The sequence below is a fragment of the Butyrivibrio sp. XPD2002 genome, from assembly GCF_000423945.1.
Classification (GTDB): domain Bacteria; phylum Bacillota; class Clostridia; order Lachnospirales; family Lachnospiraceae; genus Butyrivibrio.
The window spans coordinates 68,345-87,537 of sequence record NZ_AUIY01000021.1 but is presented as its reverse complement, the minus strand read 5'-3'; the positions used below and the strand labels follow the sequence as shown (position 1 = coordinate 87,537).

Sequence of the window (19,193 nt, the reverse complement as noted above, 5' to 3'; positions counted from 1 at the left end):
TGGCTTTTGGGATTTTCTTTTCTTATTTATTTTTGTATTTCTTTTATGTTTCTTTTCATGTGGTTGGTATTGTTTTTTTGGAAAAATGCTGCGGCAGAGGGTGAAGCGGTCGGTATGTAGGCCGTTCGAAGTTGTGGGGTGATTTCTGTGGGCATTTCTTTTACGTCAATTGGTAGAAATTGGGATAGTTGACGTAAAATTCACATTCTTGTGTTATACTTAGGAAAGTTTTTTTGGGAAAACTCAGTCTGAAGGGTGATTTTTTGCAAAATTGACGTAATGTTTGTCGTATTATAGTTTGTTTGTATATGTTTTTCTGCACATCTCAGCACTCTGTTAAGTCAGTAATACAAAATAAGTCCGGATTGGTTGAAAAATTGCTGCCTTTTCGGAAATAAGCAAGCACAAAAGTAAGTCTATATAGTTTGCAAACTATATACTGACTTAACGAGTTCATGGTAGCGTTTACATTTAAACAATATATCGACAATCTGGTAAGTCAATCAAACAAATATAAAAATATTGACGTAAGAGGGACTATATAAAGACAAATCACATTCGAAATTCAGACAACAATGACCAGAATGGAGGAGACAATATGAAAAAAGGCAAATTTTTGGCGCTGGTAGCGTGTCTTGTAATAACAGGCTGCGGTAACGCCACTAACACACAGACTCAGGAGACTCCTACTTCTTCATACGAAAGTATGGAAGCTGCTCCAAGTGACAGCGCACCGGAATCAGCAAATGATAGCATTCCGGATGACGGCGGTGATTATAGTACACCTTCAAATAGCAGCGGTGATGATCCTTCAAATGGATCCGATACTGATATAGATTTCGGAGGAGGACCCTCTTCATCAGTTGGTGATAATTCTTCTGATGATGACGGCTCTGACACAGACCACAACAACTATTCACCTGCTTCAGGTTTAGGCGGTGGTTCAGCCGATAATAGCAGCGACAATGATGACTCTTCAAATTACAGCAACAAAAGCACCAACACACCTGATGCTGATACAGATACTGATTCCGATAAAGATGCTGACTCATCTGATATAGATACCGACACCGATGATAGTGACTCATCAGATGCCGGAAAAACAGAAGAAAAAACTCCCGAGGATGATAGCGCAAATCAGCAGGACAACACCGGCTACGGCAATATCTTTTTCGTTGGAGATTCCAGAACCGTTGATATGTTTGATGGAAATGTTTCAGAAGTCTATGACTTAAACGCCGGCGGAATAAGAGTGTTTGCAAGAGATGGCTGTCACTGCGCGTACCTTACAGATGTACTTGGAAGCCACAGCATGGATGAGTTTGATACACTGGTTTCATGGCTTGGATGTAACGATAATAACGATGCCGCGCTCTATGAGCAGGTTTATCAGAATCTTCTTAACCAGGGAAAACAGGTTGTTATCTGCACTGTAGGTCCCACAAATGACGCATTCCTTAGCGGGGATTTTGACACAGCCAACTACCCCGATGCGAAGATGGTTGCCTTCAATCAGGAAATCACTTCATGGGCAAGCTCCCACGGAGTAAAGGTCATAGATCTGTATACCTTCGTAAAAGGCAATATCGAGATATCACCTGACGGAATTCATTATAATCCCAAACCTACCACTGCCATCTGGAATTATATCCTCAGCAATTTATAAAGCGAAACAACCAGAATAGTATCTATATTTTTTCAAAACAAATAAGACAGATACTTATCAAAAAAGCCGATGACACAGCGTCATCGGCTTTTCAATTACACTTACATTGCCAGGGTCTGCGCAATTGCGATACGCTGCTTCTGACCTCCAGAGGCTCTTTTTCCAACTCCATGAGCCTCATATAATCAGCCACTTCTCCCCATTCCAATACGTTTCTTCCCCGCAACAATTGCATCCTCCGGACACACAAGCTTGCACAGATGACACCCCACACACTTGCTTCCATCAAGCTTAGGCTTTCGGTCGTCGAATCTGATCGCCTGGTGCCCCCCGTCATTACAGGAGATAACGCATCTTCCACATCCATTGCACTTTTCAAGATCAAATGCAGGGAAAAGAATCGTGTCTCTCTCCAGCACATCAGTTGTATCACTGACTGTATCAAGGCCCGCACCAATGATATCCTTCACGGATTTAATTCCCATTTGGGCAAGATAATAATTCAGGCCTTCCTTAAGGTCATCAATTATCCTGTAGCCGTACTGCATCACGGCAGTAGTGATCTGAATCGAACCGGCTCCCATCAGAATGAACTCCAGGGCATCTCTCCAGGTTTCAATTCCGCCCATTCCGCTTATATGCATTCCCTTAAGCTTTGGATTCTGTCCTATCTCAGCTATAAATCTTAAAGCTATTGGCTTTACGGCATTTCCGCTGTAGCCACCAACTGCTGATAATCCTTTTACAGCCGGTGCTGAAACAAAAGTATATGGACTGACACCAACAATACTCTTTATGGTATTTATCGCAGCGATACCATCTGCTCCGCCACGTAGTGCAGCCTCTGCAGCAGGACTCATGGTGGCAACATTAGGTGTAAGCTTTGCAAGCACAGGAATTGTAGTGCTTCTTTTTGCAGCCCTTGTGAATCTCTCCACCAGTTCAGGCACCTGCCCTATATCTGAGCCAAGGCCATCCTCCTGCATATTTGGACATGAAAAATTAAGCTCTATGGCATCCGCTCCGTTTTCCTCGCAGCACTTAGCCAGGGATTCCCATTCAGCCTCGTCCTGTCCCATGATCGATGCCAGAATAAATTTAGAGGGATATTTTTCCTTAAGTCGCCTGAATATCTCCATATTTTCTGCAACGCTATGGTCTGAAAGCTGCTCAATATTCTTAAAGCCGATAAGGCTTCCATTATCTCCCTTGATTGCGGAAAATCTTGGAGAAGCTTCATGGATATCAAGTGAACAGATGGTTTTAAAGCAAACTCCAGCCCAGCCTGCTTCAAATGCCCTTGCACACATATCGTATGTAGAAGCCACCACAGAGGAAGACAGTAAAAATGGATTCTCAATCGGCACTCCGCATAAATCGCATTTAAGTCTCTCTTCATTATCAGGTATTGCAATCTCTACTTCAGGGCGAACCTTTTCATGTAAATCGGTCATGAGCTGCTTTATGGGAACTCTCCCACTGTTTACACACGCAGCTTCACACGGTGCATCACAGCCGGCGCATAGATTATTCTCAGGAAGCTTCATCGCTGCCACGTCCTGATTGTCAAACCATATCCCACGCAAAGCCCTGGCGGGATCCACATTCGGACATGCAGCACTACAGGGAGCATCTTTGCATAATACACATGAAATCATATCCAATCGTTTAATAACAGGTTTTATCATCATGATCTTATGCTCCTTTCGCATTCACGCTTACCCTATCTCCTGATAACATTCAGAAGTATCTTCTTCTGGGTAAGCTTAAACGGCGTTCTCTTCTCCACAACCTGTCTGCAGTAGTCCAGCTTTTCCTGCATAGATACAACCATATCTTCAAGGGCTTTAATGATGGCTTCATCCTTCTCCTCTGCAAGTAGCAGGAAGGTCTCCTCTGTCATCTTCATGGACTTAACAGCAAAAAGCCTTTTGTTATGATTTATTTCCTCTTCGTCTGTCAGAGTGCTGATATCATAAAGTATCATAGGATTGCGGCTTGCAACCACATCGATTTCATCCGTAATACGAATCAGGGCTGCAAGATAAGGAAGGCATACCGTATTTCCATTTGGAAGCTTGTAATCCGAAGGATATTCATTCTCATCGAAAAGATCAGTTTTCCTGTGTCCTCTCGCAACCTGCTTAATTGCATAAGCATATTCAGGTGAAGGGATATCATAAATCTCCCAGTATTTATCAATATAAAGTCCACTGAACTCATGGTGGAAGATTCTTACATAATCTGCTTTAGTATCATTCGGATGGTCTGCAAAATAGTAATCTCCACCCAGTTTTTCCTTAAACTCCTCGTAATCCTTCTCGCTTATACCCATTCCAACATCGTGGAGATAGCATGCAACCAAAAGTATATATATTTCGTCAGCGTTTAGCTTTTTCACCTGACTCTCTCCGATCAGATGGTTGCAGGAATCGATTACGGTAAGGCTATGAAGCTCGGAATGGTCCGTATATTCCGGAAAAATTGCCCTGTATTTATTAAGGACATTCTGAGCCACCATCGCCACCTCCTTAAACCTCTTGTGAAGATCCTTATCAAGCTTCAGCAGGGTCTTCTCAAGAAGGAAATCATTAGCCTCAAGAGATGCAAGGTTATCCTCTTTTATAGTGGTTGTAAGGACATTTAATCCCAACAGATTCTGATAGGTAACCTCCTCGGAAAGCTTGTATACCATCCTGATTCCTATGTTTTCAGTCTCTTCATTCTGAGCAACCATCTCTGCCATCTCTGAAGGATCAAAGGGTATACAGTCATCCTTGATTCTGAGCATTACATCGCCTCTTAAGTAGACAACCCTGATATTCAAAGCGTGCTTCTTTTTATCTGCAGTAAAACCATGCCTTACTACATTTCCTGCCATCTCCTCCAGACACAGAGCCGAGTACATGGAGGCCTTTTTTCCTATACCATGCTCTTCGCAGAAATTCTGTACCTTCTCGGAGGAGTCTGCCACATCGTTCATATCCCTTATCGGAAGATCAAGTGAATCCTTGGGTTCAACACCAAAGTTGGGCTTGAAGAAAAATACCTCATCCATGTTCCGGGGGATTCTTTTCCAATAGATAAGGCTATATACAGGAACAGTCAGTATAGTCAGAATAATTCCGATGGGGTTTGCTATCCATACTCCAAGTGTTCCCATAACAGGTGCCAGAATTATGGCAGGTATTACCATGGCAAAGAATCCATCAAATACCGACTGAACATTCACAAAAATATAATGCCCCGAAGCCTGAAGATAGTTGGTAAAAACCTGACATATGAGTACCAGGGGAATACAAAAGGCATATATGGCAAAAAGCTGATATGTAAGGTGGTATACGTTGGAATTTTTATCAGCAAAAAATATACTGGTGAGCAGGGGTGAAATCATGTAAATAAATGCCGCAAATACTATGCTGATAAGCAAACCCTTTGTCATAACTATTTTCATAACCTTTTTGATGGAATACTTATCCTCTTCTCCTACAAAGATGCTGACAAACATGCGAACAATAGATCCGTTTCCAAGGCAAAATGCGATAAACATTCCGCTGACCATGCTAAAGGAGGCCATGGCAGAAAGTCCGTCATTACCTGAATATTTAAGAAGGATTCTGTTTATGACAATTCCTCTAAAGGACAGACAGAATATAAGAAGCGCGCCGGGAAAGCCTATACCGATAAGGCTCCCAAGATCACTCCACTTAGCCTTTTTAAAGCTGTAGTGAAGCTGCGCTTTGGAAGTAAAATAATAAGGTAAAAGAATAAGCAGATAGATTGTATTACTGATGGAGGTAGCAAGGGCAAGGCCCCAGACTCCAAGCTTAAAAACAGCTACCAAAAGTACATCAAGAGTAACGTTTGAGATTATCATTCCGGCTACTCCGATATATCCGATCCAGTTCTGTCTCTCCAGCTGAAGAAATGATGCCAACTGGTCAGAAAGCAGCATTGGAAGAACACCGAAGGAATAACCGACAATATATGTCATCAGACTGGGCTTAAGTTCCTCGCTTGAGCCAAGAATATCCGCGACAAGAGAAGGAGCTCCAAGACATACGCCCGTGAAGACAAGACCTGTTATTACAGTAATGGTCAGGTTTAATGAAAAAACACCTTCCGTATTATCCATCTCGCCTTTTCCCATATATCTTCCGCACAGTACTGAGGTTCCTCCTAAGAATACTGAGCTTATCGCCAAAATAAGCCGAACCACGGAATAGAACAGTCCAATAACTCCGACAGATGCTGCATCGATAAATCTTCCTGCCATGGCACCGTCAACGATGGAATTTATGGATCCCATGGCAAATATCAGAATCTGAACAGGAAGCATATTAAAGAAAAGCTTACTCAATAAATCCTTTGAAGTTTTATTGCCTGCGCTCATCCCTTATCCCTCATTTCTTTGCATTTTGTCAGAAGTCTTTGCATGCGCTTGGCGACTGCCTTTTCATTTGATCCGATGCGCTCTGCAATTTCACCGTAGGAGAGCTCCATACCAAACCTGAGCATTAACAGCTCTCGTTCCTCGTCCGTCAGCGCTTTAAGTATGATATACGCCTCTTTGCTGTAATCATCTGACAGTCTGTCGAGCTCCGGATCCTCTGCCCCGGGGTCAAAGCCGTTCTCTAAATATACATCGTATGAAACTAACTTGTCCGATTTATCCTTCCTGAAAAAGTCCGTAAGAGTATTAGTCGCAATCCTGGAAATCCAGGTGAATACCGAGGCCTTCTCAGGATCGTAAGTGTCATAGGCATTCATAGCCTTGATAAATACGTCCTGTACGATATCCTCAGTGCTCTCCCGGTCAAGAATGCGCATGTACACACTCTTATATACCCTGTCGTAGCAAGAACTATAAACTTCTTCAAATGGCATTTTATCCTTCATCTGTTTCTACCTGCTGCCTCTTAACAAGCTCCGCAAAAGATCCGTTCAGCTTCATAAGTTCGTCATAGGTTCCATCTTCAATAATCTTTCCGCCATCAAGCACGATAATCCTGTCGCAGTTCTTAATGGTTGAAAGTCTGTGAGCGATAACAATCCTTGTACACTTAAGTGTCTCAAGGGAATCCGACACCTGCTTCTGAGTGATGTTATCAAGGGCACTTGTAGCCTCATCAAACATCAGAATCTTAGGCTTTGGTGCGATAGCTCTTGCTATCATAAGTCGCTGCTTCTGACCGCCTGATATTCCGCCGGCGCCTTCTGCTATCATCGTAAACATGCCCATTGGCATGCGTCTTATATCATCTGCCATCCCGGCAAGCTCAGCCGCTTCCCAGGCATCATCCAGAGTAAGCTCAGGATTGGAGATAACTATATTTGCATAAATATCTCCCATGAAAAGTGAACCGTTCTGCATAACAGTTCCGATCCTGCTTCTGAGGGATTTAAGGTCGATACTCTTTATATCCTTGCCGTCGTAATAAATGGCACCTCGCTGAGGAGTCTCAAAGCCAAGCAGAATACGCATAAGCGTTGACTTTCCGCAGCCGGTTTTCCCAGTGATCGCAACGTACTGACCCGGCTTGATCTTAAGGTTAAGGTTATCAAGTACAGGCGGTCCGTCCTCATCATATCTGAAGGTTACGTTATTAACCTCAACTGCTCCGGTTAGCCTTTCTATAACAGGCTTATCCTCTGCGACCTCGGGAACAGTCTCCATGATAGGCCTTACCATCTCCAGAATAGGCTTTATCTGAGCAACACATGTAACCATAACGGAGAAGGTTGCAAAGGAAGCACTCACCATTCCAAAGGCTGAGTTAAAGGCATAGTACTCAGGGATACTGACCTGAGTTTTTATGGCTATCATGTATATGATCACAGTTCCGATAAGAGAAATCGCCGTTATCAGAACTGAGCTTGTCTTTACGAAAAGCGGCGGATCATATTTATAAACAGCCTGCTCGGAGTACGCTCTGCCCCACTTTGCAAAGGCACGTCTCTCAGCACCCGAAAGCTTAATCTTCTCAATACCTGCAATAAGCGCATACGCAAGACCGCTCTCCTTGGCAGCAAGCTCCATCTGAACGCGGTTTATGCCTGTGCTTACAACAACCGCCATAGCCGTAACTATGATGATAAGAAGCGTAACGGTGAGCGCCGGAACAGCCAGCGTTGGCGTAAAGGTAAATATCTGAATTATGTATATAAAGGACAAAAGCACCGTCAGTCCTGTTGAAAGTCCTATATTAATAAGCTGCGTAACAAGGAGGTTCATGTAGTTTATTCTTGTGCTAAGATCACCCGATGCATAGTTCCCAAAGAACCTCGTAGGAAGTGCAAGAATTCTCATCATGGTGGCAGCTTCAACGGTCTGATCAAGCTTAAGTGCAATCCTCTCAAGGAAAAGATCACGAATCGTTCCAAACAGCATTCTTCCAAGAGATACGCTTATCATAAATATCGAAATTGCTATAAGAGCTACCATGTTTCCTGACACAGCAACGTCTGCGAACATGCTCTTTGTAATATAAGGAACAATAAGTCCAAGCAGAGCTATAAGGGTAAAAATCCCTAAATATGCGTACAGACTTCCCTTATCAATATTTGCCCAAATATAAGAGATCACATCTCTCATCCCCAGCTTCCTCATGGGGAAGGGCTTATAAAAAGCTATAGCATCAGTGGCTATCTGCTTCTCCCTTGCTGCCGTAACCCTTACATATTTTCCCGTCTCGGCATCTCTGTATTTATAGCCGGACATACCTGCCGGGATGAGCGCAAGGGGCGTATTACTGCCCTTTAGGGTGGTGAGCATGGCACCGGAGGCATCCTTTCTCCAGCCTTCTCTAAGAGTCACTTCCCTTATCATCATTCCATTTGGTCGCAGTAGATATTCCAGAATATCCTCAAGAGAAGTGAGCTTTTCGGGAATCTCTCTTTCTGCCACATGGTAGTATTTAAGCACCTCACCGACAGCGTCCTTAGCCTGCTGCCTCTCATCATGGAGAGCTGCGGTCAGGCTTTTTCCCATAACGGAACCCGCTATTCTAAGACATGAATCCTCGAAGGCCTCCATGTCGGCGTTTTCACGTATTTTGATTTGTTCATCAAACCAGCTCATATAAAAGCTCCCCGATTACTCACTGGTAACAAGCTGAGTATACAAACCATTCTTCGCCATCAGTTCACTGTGTGTTCCACGTTCTACAACCATTCCGTGATCAAGCACTATGATCTCGTCGCAGTCCCTTATGGTAGAAAGCCTGTGGGCAACTACCACACTTGTAATTCCTCTGTCCTTGATCGCCTTTACAACGCTGTATTCCGTCTGTGCATCAAGGGCACTGGTTGCTTCATCCATAATGATAAGCGTCGGATCCTGAGCAAGAATCCTCGTTATCTCTATTCTCTGACGCTGACCTCCTGAAAAGTTCCGGCCACCCTCCGTCATCTTATACTGATAGCCGCCGTCCCTTTGCATGATGTCCTCATGGATCTGGGCATCTCTGGCAGCAAGGATCATCTCGAAATCTTCTATGGACTGATCCCACATCTTGATATTGTTGGCGATCGTATCCTCGAACAGGATTACCTCCTGATTAACGACAGCTACTGAGGATGTAAAAACGCTTCTGTCTATCTTTTCAGCGGGAACGCCGTCAAATAATATCTCACCTTCCCAGGGCTGATACAGTCCTGAAATAAGCTTACTCAAGGTACTCTTTCCGCAGCCGGAGCCACCCACAAATGCAACGCTTTTCCCGGGATAAAGCTCCAGATTAAAGTCCTGAATAAGCGGTGGCATCAAACCTGAATAGCCAAAGGTAACGCCCTTCATTGAAAGCCTGCCGGAGAGCTTACCCTTTGATGCATCAATAGTGTCATCCACCTTTTCCTTAACAACCGAAGGATCCAGTGGATATTCCATAACATCATCGATACGCTCCATCTCGGTACGCATCTCCTGAAGACTCTGACCGGCATTTATAAATGACTCCACGGGAACAAGGAACTGTGCAAAAAGTCCCTGGAATCCAAGCACTGTACCTGCTGTAAATCTTCCAGTCATGACCATGTAAACGCCCATTATAAGGATCAGATTATTGGTCAGCGTCATGATAATAAAAGGCACATTTCCAAAGTAGGCATTCAGCTTTGAAAGCTTAACATTCTGCGCATTCACACTGGCCTGATAGCCTGCCCATTTTCTGAAAAAGCCGTTCTCTGCGCCGCTGCTCTTAATGGTCTCTATCATCTCAATTCCGGATACAGTGGTTGAATAGAGCTTTGCCATATCACGCATCTGTACGCGGGTTATGTTCACTCTCCTGGCACTGATAAGGTGCGACAGAAACAGATTTATGAAAACCGCACTCACTCCTACGAGAGTCATGACCACCGAATAATTGATCATGAACAGAAGGTAGAACACAAGCATCGCGGCATTTATAAGGAGCGGAGCAAAGGTGTTAACAAGAACATCCGCTATGACCGCATTTGTAAGACGTCTCTGCTCTATGTCACCGGCCATTCTCTGTGAAAAGAACTTCATCGGAAGCCTAAGTACATGCCAGAAATAAGTGGCATTCCCTACCGCATCAAACTTACCGCTGATGCGAAGGGAATAAATGGCGCAAATCCACAGCACAACTATGTGGACCATTGTGATCACAGATAAAAAAAGCAAGAACACATTTACAAGCCCCGGATTAGTGCCCGGAAGCATATAATCCATGAAGAACCTTGCTAATCCGGCACCAATAAGAAGACAAAGCGATGCCGTACATGTGGTAATTGCTACAAATGCAAAGGCTACCCCCGTTCCCTCGAGTCTCTTTTTTGCAAACTCTATCATGCTCTTCTTCTCACCGGATGGCTCGAACCCTTCTCCGGGAGAAAAAAGAATCGTAACGCCGGTAAAGCCCTCATCAAACTCCTCGTCTGTAAGGACCACATCACCTCTTGCAGGATCGTTAATATATACTTTTCCGTTCTTAAAGCCCTTAAGAACTATGAAATGGTTAAAATTCCAGTGAACAATGCAGGGAAAGGTGGCGTTTTCCCTAAGAGTCTCTATCTCAAAGCGATAGCCCTTGGCATTAAACCCATGAGCTCTGGCAGCCCTTGCAATATTGCCGGCCTTCGAGCCATCACGGGATACGCCGCAGTCCTCTCGTACCTGCTCCAGCGGAATCCATTTATCATAAAATGCCATGATCATAGCAAGGCTGGCTGCGCCGCATTCCAGTGCTTCCATCTGCATCACCACCGGAACCTTTGCAACCCCCTTCTCTACAGGCATTTTAATTTTTTTATTACTGCCCATGCTCATACGAAATTCCTTTCTCAATTGAGAATGCACGTAATAGGAGCAACAGTCTTTTCGCCAGCTTCGGTATTAACATGGATCTCACCAAAAATTCCCCAGATGAGAGTTCCGGTTAAAAGTACTATAACCGCAAGCAAAATAATCCAGATCGAAGGCGTAGTAACCTGGATGTAATCGTTTAACTGTTCAGGAGAAGATACACGTTCTATACTTTTTTCTCTGAAAATCTTATTATCTTCCATAAGTCATCCTCCTTCGACACGATATACCACTTTTATTGTACAGTATGACGATTTTCCGTTTATAAACTATGTAAGAATATTTCATAAAAAAAATAAAACCCTGCATATTTACTGGGAAATATGCAAGGTTTCTACTTTATATTGTCATTTATTCAATTAAATTTAGCAAATTGTAGTATCGTTAGGTCTTCTCTGAGGGCCTCCGGAAAGTGTATTCTGTTTAAGCTGTTCAGGTCTTAAAACACAATCCTGTGCTAAAACAGGAGTTTTTGATCTCATAACAAGTTCACTTGCTATTACACCAAAAGCCAATCCACCGGCTGCATTATCAAGATCATCATCAGAAAGCTCATTTGCTAAGTTTGCATCCTGTAATTTCTTCTCGTCAGACATTTTTCCACCTCCATAAGTGTTATACGCTACTATATTTTCACTGAACAGCTGGGCTCGCAAGCGGGCTTTATGCGATTCATCGGTAAATGTTGCATTTTTAAAAATCTCTTCTATTTCTTTCATCCCATTTACTTTCACCTCCTGTTCTCTATATATTAATACGAATCAAAGACAAAAAAGGCGACATAAAAAATAAAAATTTTTTTTATAATAAAAAACCGGTAGTCATCTGACTACCGGCTTTCTATTTGAAGTTTTAATTATTTCTTATTAACAAGATCCTTAAGAGCCTTACCAGCCTTGAACTTAGGAGCTACAGAAGCGGGAATCTTGATGCTCTCGCCAGTCTGAGGGTTCTTACCTGTTCTTGCTGCTCTCTTTGTGGTCTCGAATGTACCAAAGCCAACAAGCTGAACCTTATCCTTCTTCTTAAGCTGCTTTGAAACAACGTCAACGAAAGCCTTTACAGCCTTCTCAGAATCCTTCTTAGAAAGACCTGTCTCCTTTGCAATTGCTTCTACTAATTCTGTCTTGTTCATATTATTTTTCCTCCAATAATAAGAAAATTTAACTACATTGACTATACTAGCACCCAAAATGCTGAAAAACAAGCCTTTTTTAGCAAATAGTGTCGAATTTTTCCGTATTTAAGCCTTTTTTGGTGATAAGTGTCAAAAAAATCTGATTATTCTTGTAAAAAATAGATATTGAAACTTCCAGAACTAGTGTTTTCAAGGTTTTCGAAAGAATACGTTCTTCTAATGCAAGTAATTACTTAATAGCTGTAAACTCCAATACGGGATGTTTCTCTCTTTCGGTCAAAAGCTTCTCAAATTCCTCACGACCTCCGGTATCGCCAAGCAGAATCGGATCCCAGCCATAATCCTGATACTGGGTTATAGGAAGCTCATTACTGAATACATATTCGGCGATAACCTGTCTTCTGATTTCCTCTCTGCCATCTGCATCTGAATAGATTGACATAAAGGCTTCGTAGTAATCTCCGAATATTCCCTTTACTTTAGCGTCAAATTCTTCGTCTTCCTCAAGTATCTCAAAATTTGTAACCTCATAGTCACTACCTGACTTCTTCAGATGAATCAGTCCGGGATAGTTTCCGCAGGAATCAGTCTCCAATGTGTCATCCTTAAGATTGTAATTAAATATCCAGAAATCTCCACCAACACGGATATCATCACTATTACTCTCATCGATGAAAATGTCATAAATAACAGGGATGCATACATCAGCCTTCTCATACTGACTTCCAAGCTTATCTATAAGGTAATTACTTACCGCATAAAGAACGGAATCCTTCTCAGGATACTCGTAAGCAGGAAGTGCAACGGTGGATTTCTTTTCGGGGGTAGCTGCCTTTGCAACCAGATCCTCACTGATCACTGCAGTCCTTTCAGGCATTACATCATTAGCTGCCAAAGCCTGTGCCCTGCTCCCACAGCCGGTAACCGTTATAAGTGCTCCGCAAAAAAGCGAAAAACAACATTTGTAAAATCTCTTCATATTGTATCTCTCCTTTACTCTTTTTTTGCATCGCTCGAACCCCAATATGTAATCCCCATCATTGTAAGATCGTCAAATAACGGAACCTTCCCGATAAACTTATCTATACCACCCTTTACATGCTCCAGAATTTCCTTTTGATCAAGGTCATTGACCTCATTTAGTGTTTCAAGAAGCTTCTCTGCTCCAAAGAACTGCCTGTGATGATTGGTCGCATCAATAACACCATCTGAGAAAACAAACAGTTTATCTCCAGGCTCAAGCTTCCATTCCGTCTCTTTAAATGTTGCTCCATCAACCGCTCCAAGAACCACTGAATGCTTATTCTTTATAAATTCGAATTTGCCACCGCCCTGGGCATAGGCCGGATTCTCATAACCTGCATTGGCTTCAAGAGCTCTTCCTGTCGAAAGCTCGATTTTCATCATCCAGAGTGAAATGATCATATTGTCCTCATTCTGTCCGATTATCCAGTCATTGGCCTCAGTAAGAATCTGTGAAGGAGTTTTACCCTCCTCTGCCTTGAGCTTAATCAGCGTCCTTGCTTCCATCATGAAAAGTGCGGAAGGAATGCCATTACCTGTAATATCAGCTGCAATAAGCACCAGATGGTCATCATCAACAAAGAAGAAATCGTATATATCTCCTCCAATCTCCTTTACGGGAGCTAAGATTCCATAGATATCAAATCTCTTCTCGCTGTCCCTGTCAGGGAAGCTGTCCGGTAGCATTTTGCGCTGGATATTGTTAGCTACATTTAACTCAGCCTTTATCTTTGTCTGTTCTGCAATATGTGCACTTTTCTCTTCCTCGTATTTAGCAACCCTTTCGGCAAGAGCAGCTATATCATCGGCAAGTCTTCCTATCTCATTATTGCTCTTTATGCTTCTCATCTTGCTGATCACTGTAAGAGAATTCAGATTATTGGTGTATTCTCTAAGTCCCTGCTGGATCTGAGTAATCGGCTTAATGACAGCACGATTGGTTTTTTCCAGCAAAAATCCGCACATACAAAATGACAAAAAGACAATTATTATAAGCAGAGTATTGGTGTAGTTAAAACTGGTTTCCTTAAGATAAGCCTCCCGGAGCTCAATGATTATAAGTCCTATCAGCTTATCCTCATATTTCACAGGATAGAGCACTCCTGTAAAATATCCGCCCTCATTATCTTCAATATAGAAAATACTGTCATCAACATCCTCTATTTCCTTCTCAGGATTATAAATCTTCTGAGCCTGCTTAAAGATCAGATTATCCCCTGTAGGAATCGGATTCTCAGAGGTGTTGATAAGCACGCAGTATTCCCGGTCTTCATTGGCCGTAGTAAGCATTGGACCATCGAGGGTATCCTTCTCCGTATCATTGATGAACGTAAAGTGATCAACCGCTATCCAGTAACTGAGTAATGCTATCTTACGCTTTTGTCCATCATCCATGTTCTCTACGTCTTCCATAGTGAAATCATATATAGAAGACACTTTGAATTCTTCAAACATGGCTGCAGGATTTTTCATGAATTCCAGCATCACATCGTCACTTTCCGACAGCTCATCCTTATGCTCATGCCAATATTCCAAAAGGAATGGATACGCCTTAAAGGTCTCGATGTATTCCTCTGTCTGCTGCGCCTGTGAATACGCAGTTTCACTCTCGCTTATTCTGGCCTGCTGTCTAAAGCCACGCAGGGCAAGAACTGCCACCACAACAGCCATGACAGCAAAGGCCATAACAAACAAGTTTCCATACTGAACTAATATGTATTTATTTCGTCCGGAAGTTTTCTTCATTCTTTAATATTTTGTACCAGTTGCCTCAGGTGTAACAGCCATCAGATCACGGATAACATCATTGCCGAGGTCGCCTCTCTGGTGATAGGAGGTTGTTCCTGACTTAGTTTTCTAAAAATATTATACGTGAGGTGCTTTGAAAAAAAATGTCACTAAATGTAACATATTCTGAAATTTTTAATAACAATATTAAGTGGAAATAAAGTCGTATCACCAAACTTAAATTTCCATAAAATAGAGTTTTGCTTGCAAAACTCTCGCACCGAGCGCGGTTGCAGAATGCAACATCTTCCATTCGCGCGAGTGTGCATCCCACGGAGTGCTTTTTTATTGAATAGGAATTTCCTATTCAATAAAAAAAGAGCAAAACAGACAGTTTTTTGCTACCTGTTTTGCCTTTTTTGTCACATATTATTTTATATGAGCGGACTTTACTAAAGCCACAAATAATATCTTATTTAATCCAGCATAACCGGATCCCATCCGTAGTCCTGGAAAGCAGTGATTGAGAGATTATTTGTCTTAACATACTCGGAAATAATCTGCTTTCTCTGTTCCTCTCTGCTTGTTCCCTGTATTGTCTGGAACACCTTCATGAAATCGTCGTAATGCTCTCCGAAAATCTCCTTAGCACTGGAATCGAAGCTGCTACCATCCTTGCATACATCAAAGGAAGTAACTTCATAGCCTGTGTCAGTCTTCTTAAGGTGCATTGCTCCGGGATAATCACCACCTGATTCACACTCAAGAATATTTACGTTGAGATTGTAATTATCAATATAGAAATCACCGTATACAACAATGTCATCCGGGTTGCTGTCATCTGTAGTAGTTATAGTGATAACAGGTATGCTGACATCTGCAGGTTCATAATTAGTCGCAACATTTTCTATAAGATATTTATTCACTTCATAGAGAAGCGACGTCTTGTCAGGATATTCATAAACAGGAAGCTTCTCCGACGCATCAGCAACGGAGGATGCTTTTGCAGTTTCGCCATCAACAACCTCTGTCGTTTCGACTTCCGCTTCAGGTACTGCATCACTTCCAACGAGAGGCTCTGAATTACCACAGCCTGCTACCGTTATCAGTATTCCACAAAACAATGCTAAAAATCTTTTGTCAAATCTACTCATGATATCCTCCTCTCACCAAGGAATTGTCTTACTCAAATTATTATAAGACAGACTGCATCATAAATAGTGTCACATTTTCTAAAGTTTTTCTTAAATAACCATAATCTCCTGACTTCATCATAACTAAATTTAGAAAAATTTTAGATTATTCACCGTTAATCCGCATTGTTCGCAAACCAAATAACTTTATAATTATTTTTGAAGGAGCATAATATGAGAACATATAAGTCCAAATTTGAAAACAATAAGAATATCGGAAAAATATCGATTTTTATAGTGATGCTATTTTTATGTATCACAGCGGTTGCAGGCTGCGGAATTACTAACAAAAACAGTGCTGGCACTAAAACTCCTGAAGCTGCTGTGGAATATAGCTATAAAGAAGTTCCGCTTGAAAGAAACGGTATCGCCCTGCATCTGGATTGTATGACTTCAGAAAGCACAAAAGCCAATAAGAATATTCTTCTAATTCACGGCGTCACCTATTCATCCCACGAATTTGATATTGATTATGAAGATTACAGTCTTGTGCGTTTTCTTGCACGAAAAGGATATGCTGTATGGCGCCTTGATATAGCAGGCTTTGGACAATCGGGAGAAGTGTCTGATGGCTTCCTTCCTGATTCGGATTACGCAGCAGAAGATATCAATGCTGCAGTAGAAAAGATATGTGAAGTGTCAGGACAAAATAAGATAGACCTTCTCGGATGGAGCTGGGGAACCGTGACAACCGGCCGTTTTGTGACTACTCATCCTGAGCATATAGAAAAGCTTGTTTTGTATGCACCGATACTCTCCGGCGTTGGTAAATATGAAATAACTGAGCCCTTCCATCATAACAGCTGGGAACATGCTGCTGATGATTTTCAAAAAAATGAGGATGGTACCATTAATTACGAAGTTACAGATCCTGTTGTCATTGAGCTCTTTTGTTCAAGCTCCTGGCACTATGATAAAGAGACCAGCCCCAACGGTGGCAGGCGAGATATCTGTGTTGATAAATCACAGTCACTTATAGACCTTTCAAAAATAACAGTCCCCACACTTGTTATATGCGGAGACTGCGATCCATATCTTAACTATGACAGAATAAGCGCGTGCCTTGATGAGCTGCCAGGTGACTCTGTACTGGAAGTAATCGAAGGCGCTTCTCATGTTGCTTATATCGAGAAGCCCTACTACCATGATTTCCAAAACAGATTGATACAGTTCCTGGATTAGGCTGATTCATGCGAAATGTTGATCATAAGAATATGGACCAGCAAAAAGCAGATTGCCATTCCCCAAGCAGTAAGCTTGGCTCTCTTCATTTATGAACATATAGCGTCATTGTCTCCTTGGAATTATATCTTTATTGTAAGAACATTGAGTCCCAGCAGACTCTGATAATTCATCTCTTTAGCGATTTTGTTTACAAGTCTTATTCCCACATTCTTTGTAATTTCATCTGTTTGAAGAATCGTAGTTCTTTCCAATGGATTAAAAGCTCTGCAATTATCCTTTATTCTAAGGATAATATCATTGTTTTTATGCACTACGCGTATATCGATTGAATGCTTTTCGGTGTCCTTGGTAAATCCATGCTCCACAACGTTTCCTGCCATTTCCTCAAGGGCAAGTCCGGCATAAAAAGCTCTCTTTTCATCAATATTTTTCTTTCTGCAAAAATCCACAACCTGCTCTGAAATAGCGGTCACTTCTTCAATCTGCGTAATACTGATATCTATTCGCTCGTCATCCGAAACGCCAAATTCATCGGGAATAACCAATAGTTCATCCAGGTTCCTCGGAAGGCGCCTAAGACATGCCGCCGCGTATATAACTATAAACGAGCAGCACAAAACGCCATTAAGAACATTTGCTACATAAAGACCGTTCATTTTCATTATCGGGATAAGTAATATTGAGCACGCAATCACGAAGACCGCTCCATCCATAATAGGCAGTACATGTGACAGGCCCTTCTTCTGCATGGTCTGACCGTAACAGCCAAAATGCAGACACCACACGGAAAATCCCATACATAGCGGCAATATCCTAAAACCCATAAGTGTCATGTTATAAACGGGGTCACTCATATCACGGTAAAACATCTGAGTAAGCGGTGTTCCAAGTGCGACTATAAGCATTGCTACTAAGACCTGAAAAATAGTGCACTTAACCAGAACTATCCGATTTATATTCTGCAGGGATCTGCGATCCTGTTCACCTATGGTAATTCCAAACAGCATACGCGTTACCGCAAGCATTCCATATGGAAGTGGCCAAAAAACAGCCATTACTGAATTAACAGCAGCAAAGGCTGACAGTCCAACGCTTCCCACATAGGTCAATATAAGAGCGTTTATGATAAAACACCTGAACATTTCCACAAATCTCGACAACGCCCCGGGATAGCCACGCTTAATGATATGGATTGAATCACTGAATGAAAAGACTTTGCCCAGGAATTTCATCTCCGATTTCCCCGACAAATAAAACAGTCCCATAGTAATAAGAAAGCCCCACATACCAAGAGCTGTTCCAAGCCCGAGCCCCAGCGTTCCAAGCTTCATACCTACTACCAAAATGCCATCCATCACGGTGTTGGTAATGATACATATAAAGCTGGCTACCATGGTACGTTTAGTCTGGTTTTCAAGTGAAAGAAAAGCAAAGAACTGCTGCCCCAGAACAAGAGCCGGGATTCCGAAGGCCTGACCTATAAGGTACAGATTCATGGCACTTCGTTCTGGCTGATCAGGGATGAAAAGCTGCGTGAAATTGGTAAGTGCGCACAGTGCAAGAATGATTGATGTGGTAATTCCAATCACTACCGCGGCAATGACATCCGTGGAGAAAAACTTGTTAACTGAATCCATGTCGTTTTTGCCCATAGCCTCACCCACTAGAAGCTGTGAACCACTGACAAGAGTTATGCTGACTGCAAATAAAAAGTGATTAAGCGGCGAATAATAACCGATAGCACTCATGGCAACTTTTCCTATAAAGTTGCTGGCAAAAAGGCTATCAACTATGCCTGTAAGAGCGTTAATAATTAGCAAAAGAACCTGATAAGACAGCAGTCTGAAGTATAGCTTTGTAAGCAGCGCCTCTTCTGATGTCTTTTTCATTACTGAGTTTCCTCCCGGTAAATTATGAATAATGCCTCAATAT

The 19,193-nt window shown here is 42.2% G+C and carries 14 protein-coding genes; 2 read left to right on the top strand and 12 right to left on the bottom strand.

Translation table 11 applies throughout. The annotated features are described in order from the left end of the window. The first annotated feature begins 598 nt into the window (after positions 1–598). Positions 599–1,666: an SGNH/GDSL hydrolase family protein gene (locus G587_RS0112240; protein ID WP_026492484.1), complete on the top strand. Its 1,068-nt coding sequence runs from the start codon at positions 599–601 to the stop codon at positions 1,664–1,666. Positions 1,667–1,851: 185 nt separating this feature from the next. Here the strand turns inward: G587_RS0112240 and preA are convergent, their stop codons facing one another. The 11 genes from preA to G587_RS0112185 all read right to left on the bottom strand — a co-directional run bounded on the left by preA (position 1,852) and on the right by G587_RS0112185 (position 16,037). Further along, positions 1,852–3,357 (bottom strand): NAD-dependent dihydropyrimidine dehydrogenase subunit PreA, encoded by a 1,506-nt coding sequence (gene preA / locus G587_RS0112235; RefSeq protein ID WP_051201008.1) that lies wholly within the window; start codon positions 3,355–3,357, stop codon positions 1,852–1,854. Positions 3,358–3,389: 32 nt separating this feature from the next. Then, complete coding sequence (locus tag G587_RS0112230; RefSeq protein ID WP_026492482.1) at positions 3,390–6,059, bottom strand: HD domain-containing protein; 2,670 nt, start codon at positions 6,057–6,059, stop codon at positions 3,390–3,392. After that, complete coding sequence (locus G587_RS0112225) at positions 6,056–6,565, bottom strand: RNA polymerase sigma factor (RefSeq protein ID WP_026492481.1); 510 nt, start codon at positions 6,563–6,565, stop codon at positions 6,056–6,058. The genes G587_RS0112230 and G587_RS0112225 overlap by 4 nt, the downstream gene beginning before the upstream one ends. Next, complete coding sequence (locus G587_RS0112220) at positions 6,555–8,747, bottom strand: ATP-binding cassette domain-containing protein (RefSeq protein WP_026492480.1); 2,193 nt, start codon at positions 8,745–8,747, stop codon at positions 6,555–6,557. Before G587_RS0112220 ends, G587_RS0112225 begins: the two co-directional genes overlap by 11 nt. A gap of 15 nt (positions 8,748–8,762) precedes the next feature. Then, positions 8,763–10,952 (bottom strand): NHLP family bacteriocin export ABC transporter peptidase/permease/ATPase subunit, encoded by a 2,190-nt coding sequence (locus tag G587_RS0112215; RefSeq protein ID WP_242830080.1) that lies wholly within the window; start codon positions 10,950–10,952, stop codon positions 8,763–8,765. Between the two features lie 20 nt (positions 10,953–10,972). Next, the gene (locus G587_RS0112210; RefSeq protein ID WP_026492478.1) at positions 10,973–11,197 is read right to left on the bottom strand and encodes a hypothetical protein; all 225 of its coding nucleotides are present in this window, start codon (positions 11,195–11,197) and stop codon (positions 10,973–10,975) included. A 162-nt stretch (positions 11,198–11,359) separates the two neighbouring features. Continuing rightward, on the bottom strand, positions 11,360–11,713 hold the full coding sequence (locus G587_RS0112205; RefSeq protein ID WP_026492477.1) for a hypothetical protein: 354 nt from the start codon (positions 11,711–11,713) through the stop codon (positions 11,360–11,362). 137 nt (positions 11,714–11,850) lie between these two features. Further along, positions 11,851–12,129, bottom strand: a complete 279-nt coding sequence (locus G587_RS0112200; protein WP_022761419.1) for an HU family DNA-binding protein — start codon at positions 12,127–12,129, stop codon at positions 11,851–11,853. A gap of 232 nt (positions 12,130–12,361) precedes the next feature. Further along, positions 12,362–13,111: a hypothetical protein gene (locus G587_RS0112195; RefSeq protein WP_026492476.1), complete on the bottom strand. Its 750-nt coding sequence runs from the start codon at positions 13,109–13,111 to the stop codon at positions 12,362–12,364. A gap of 14 nt (positions 13,112–13,125) precedes the next feature. Further along, positions 13,126–14,901: a PP2C family protein-serine/threonine phosphatase gene (locus tag G587_RS0112190; RefSeq protein WP_026492475.1), complete on the bottom strand. Its 1,776-nt coding sequence runs from the start codon at positions 14,899–14,901 to the stop codon at positions 13,126–13,128. A gap of 458 nt (positions 14,902–15,359) precedes the next feature. After that, positions 15,360–16,037 carry a hypothetical protein gene (locus tag G587_RS0112185; protein ID WP_026492474.1) on the bottom strand — a complete coding sequence of 226 codons (678 nt, stop codon included), beginning with the start codon at positions 16,035–16,037 and terminating at the stop codon, positions 15,360–15,362. A 213-nt stretch (positions 16,038–16,250) separates the two neighbouring features. Here G587_RS0112185 and G587_RS22615 point away from each other — a divergent pair, with 213 nt between their 5' ends. Next, entirely contained in the window at positions 16,251–17,258 is a 1,008-nt protein-coding gene (locus tag G587_RS22615) for an alpha/beta fold hydrolase (RefSeq protein WP_051201004.1), read from the top strand. Between the two features lie 122 nt (positions 17,259–17,380). Here the strand turns inward: G587_RS22615 and G587_RS0112170 are convergent, their stop codons facing one another. Further along, complete coding sequence (locus G587_RS0112170; RefSeq protein WP_026492473.1) at positions 17,381–19,150, bottom strand: MATE family efflux transporter; 1,770 nt, start codon at positions 19,148–19,150, stop codon at positions 17,381–17,383. Between the last annotated feature and the right edge of the window lie 43 nt (positions 19,151–19,193).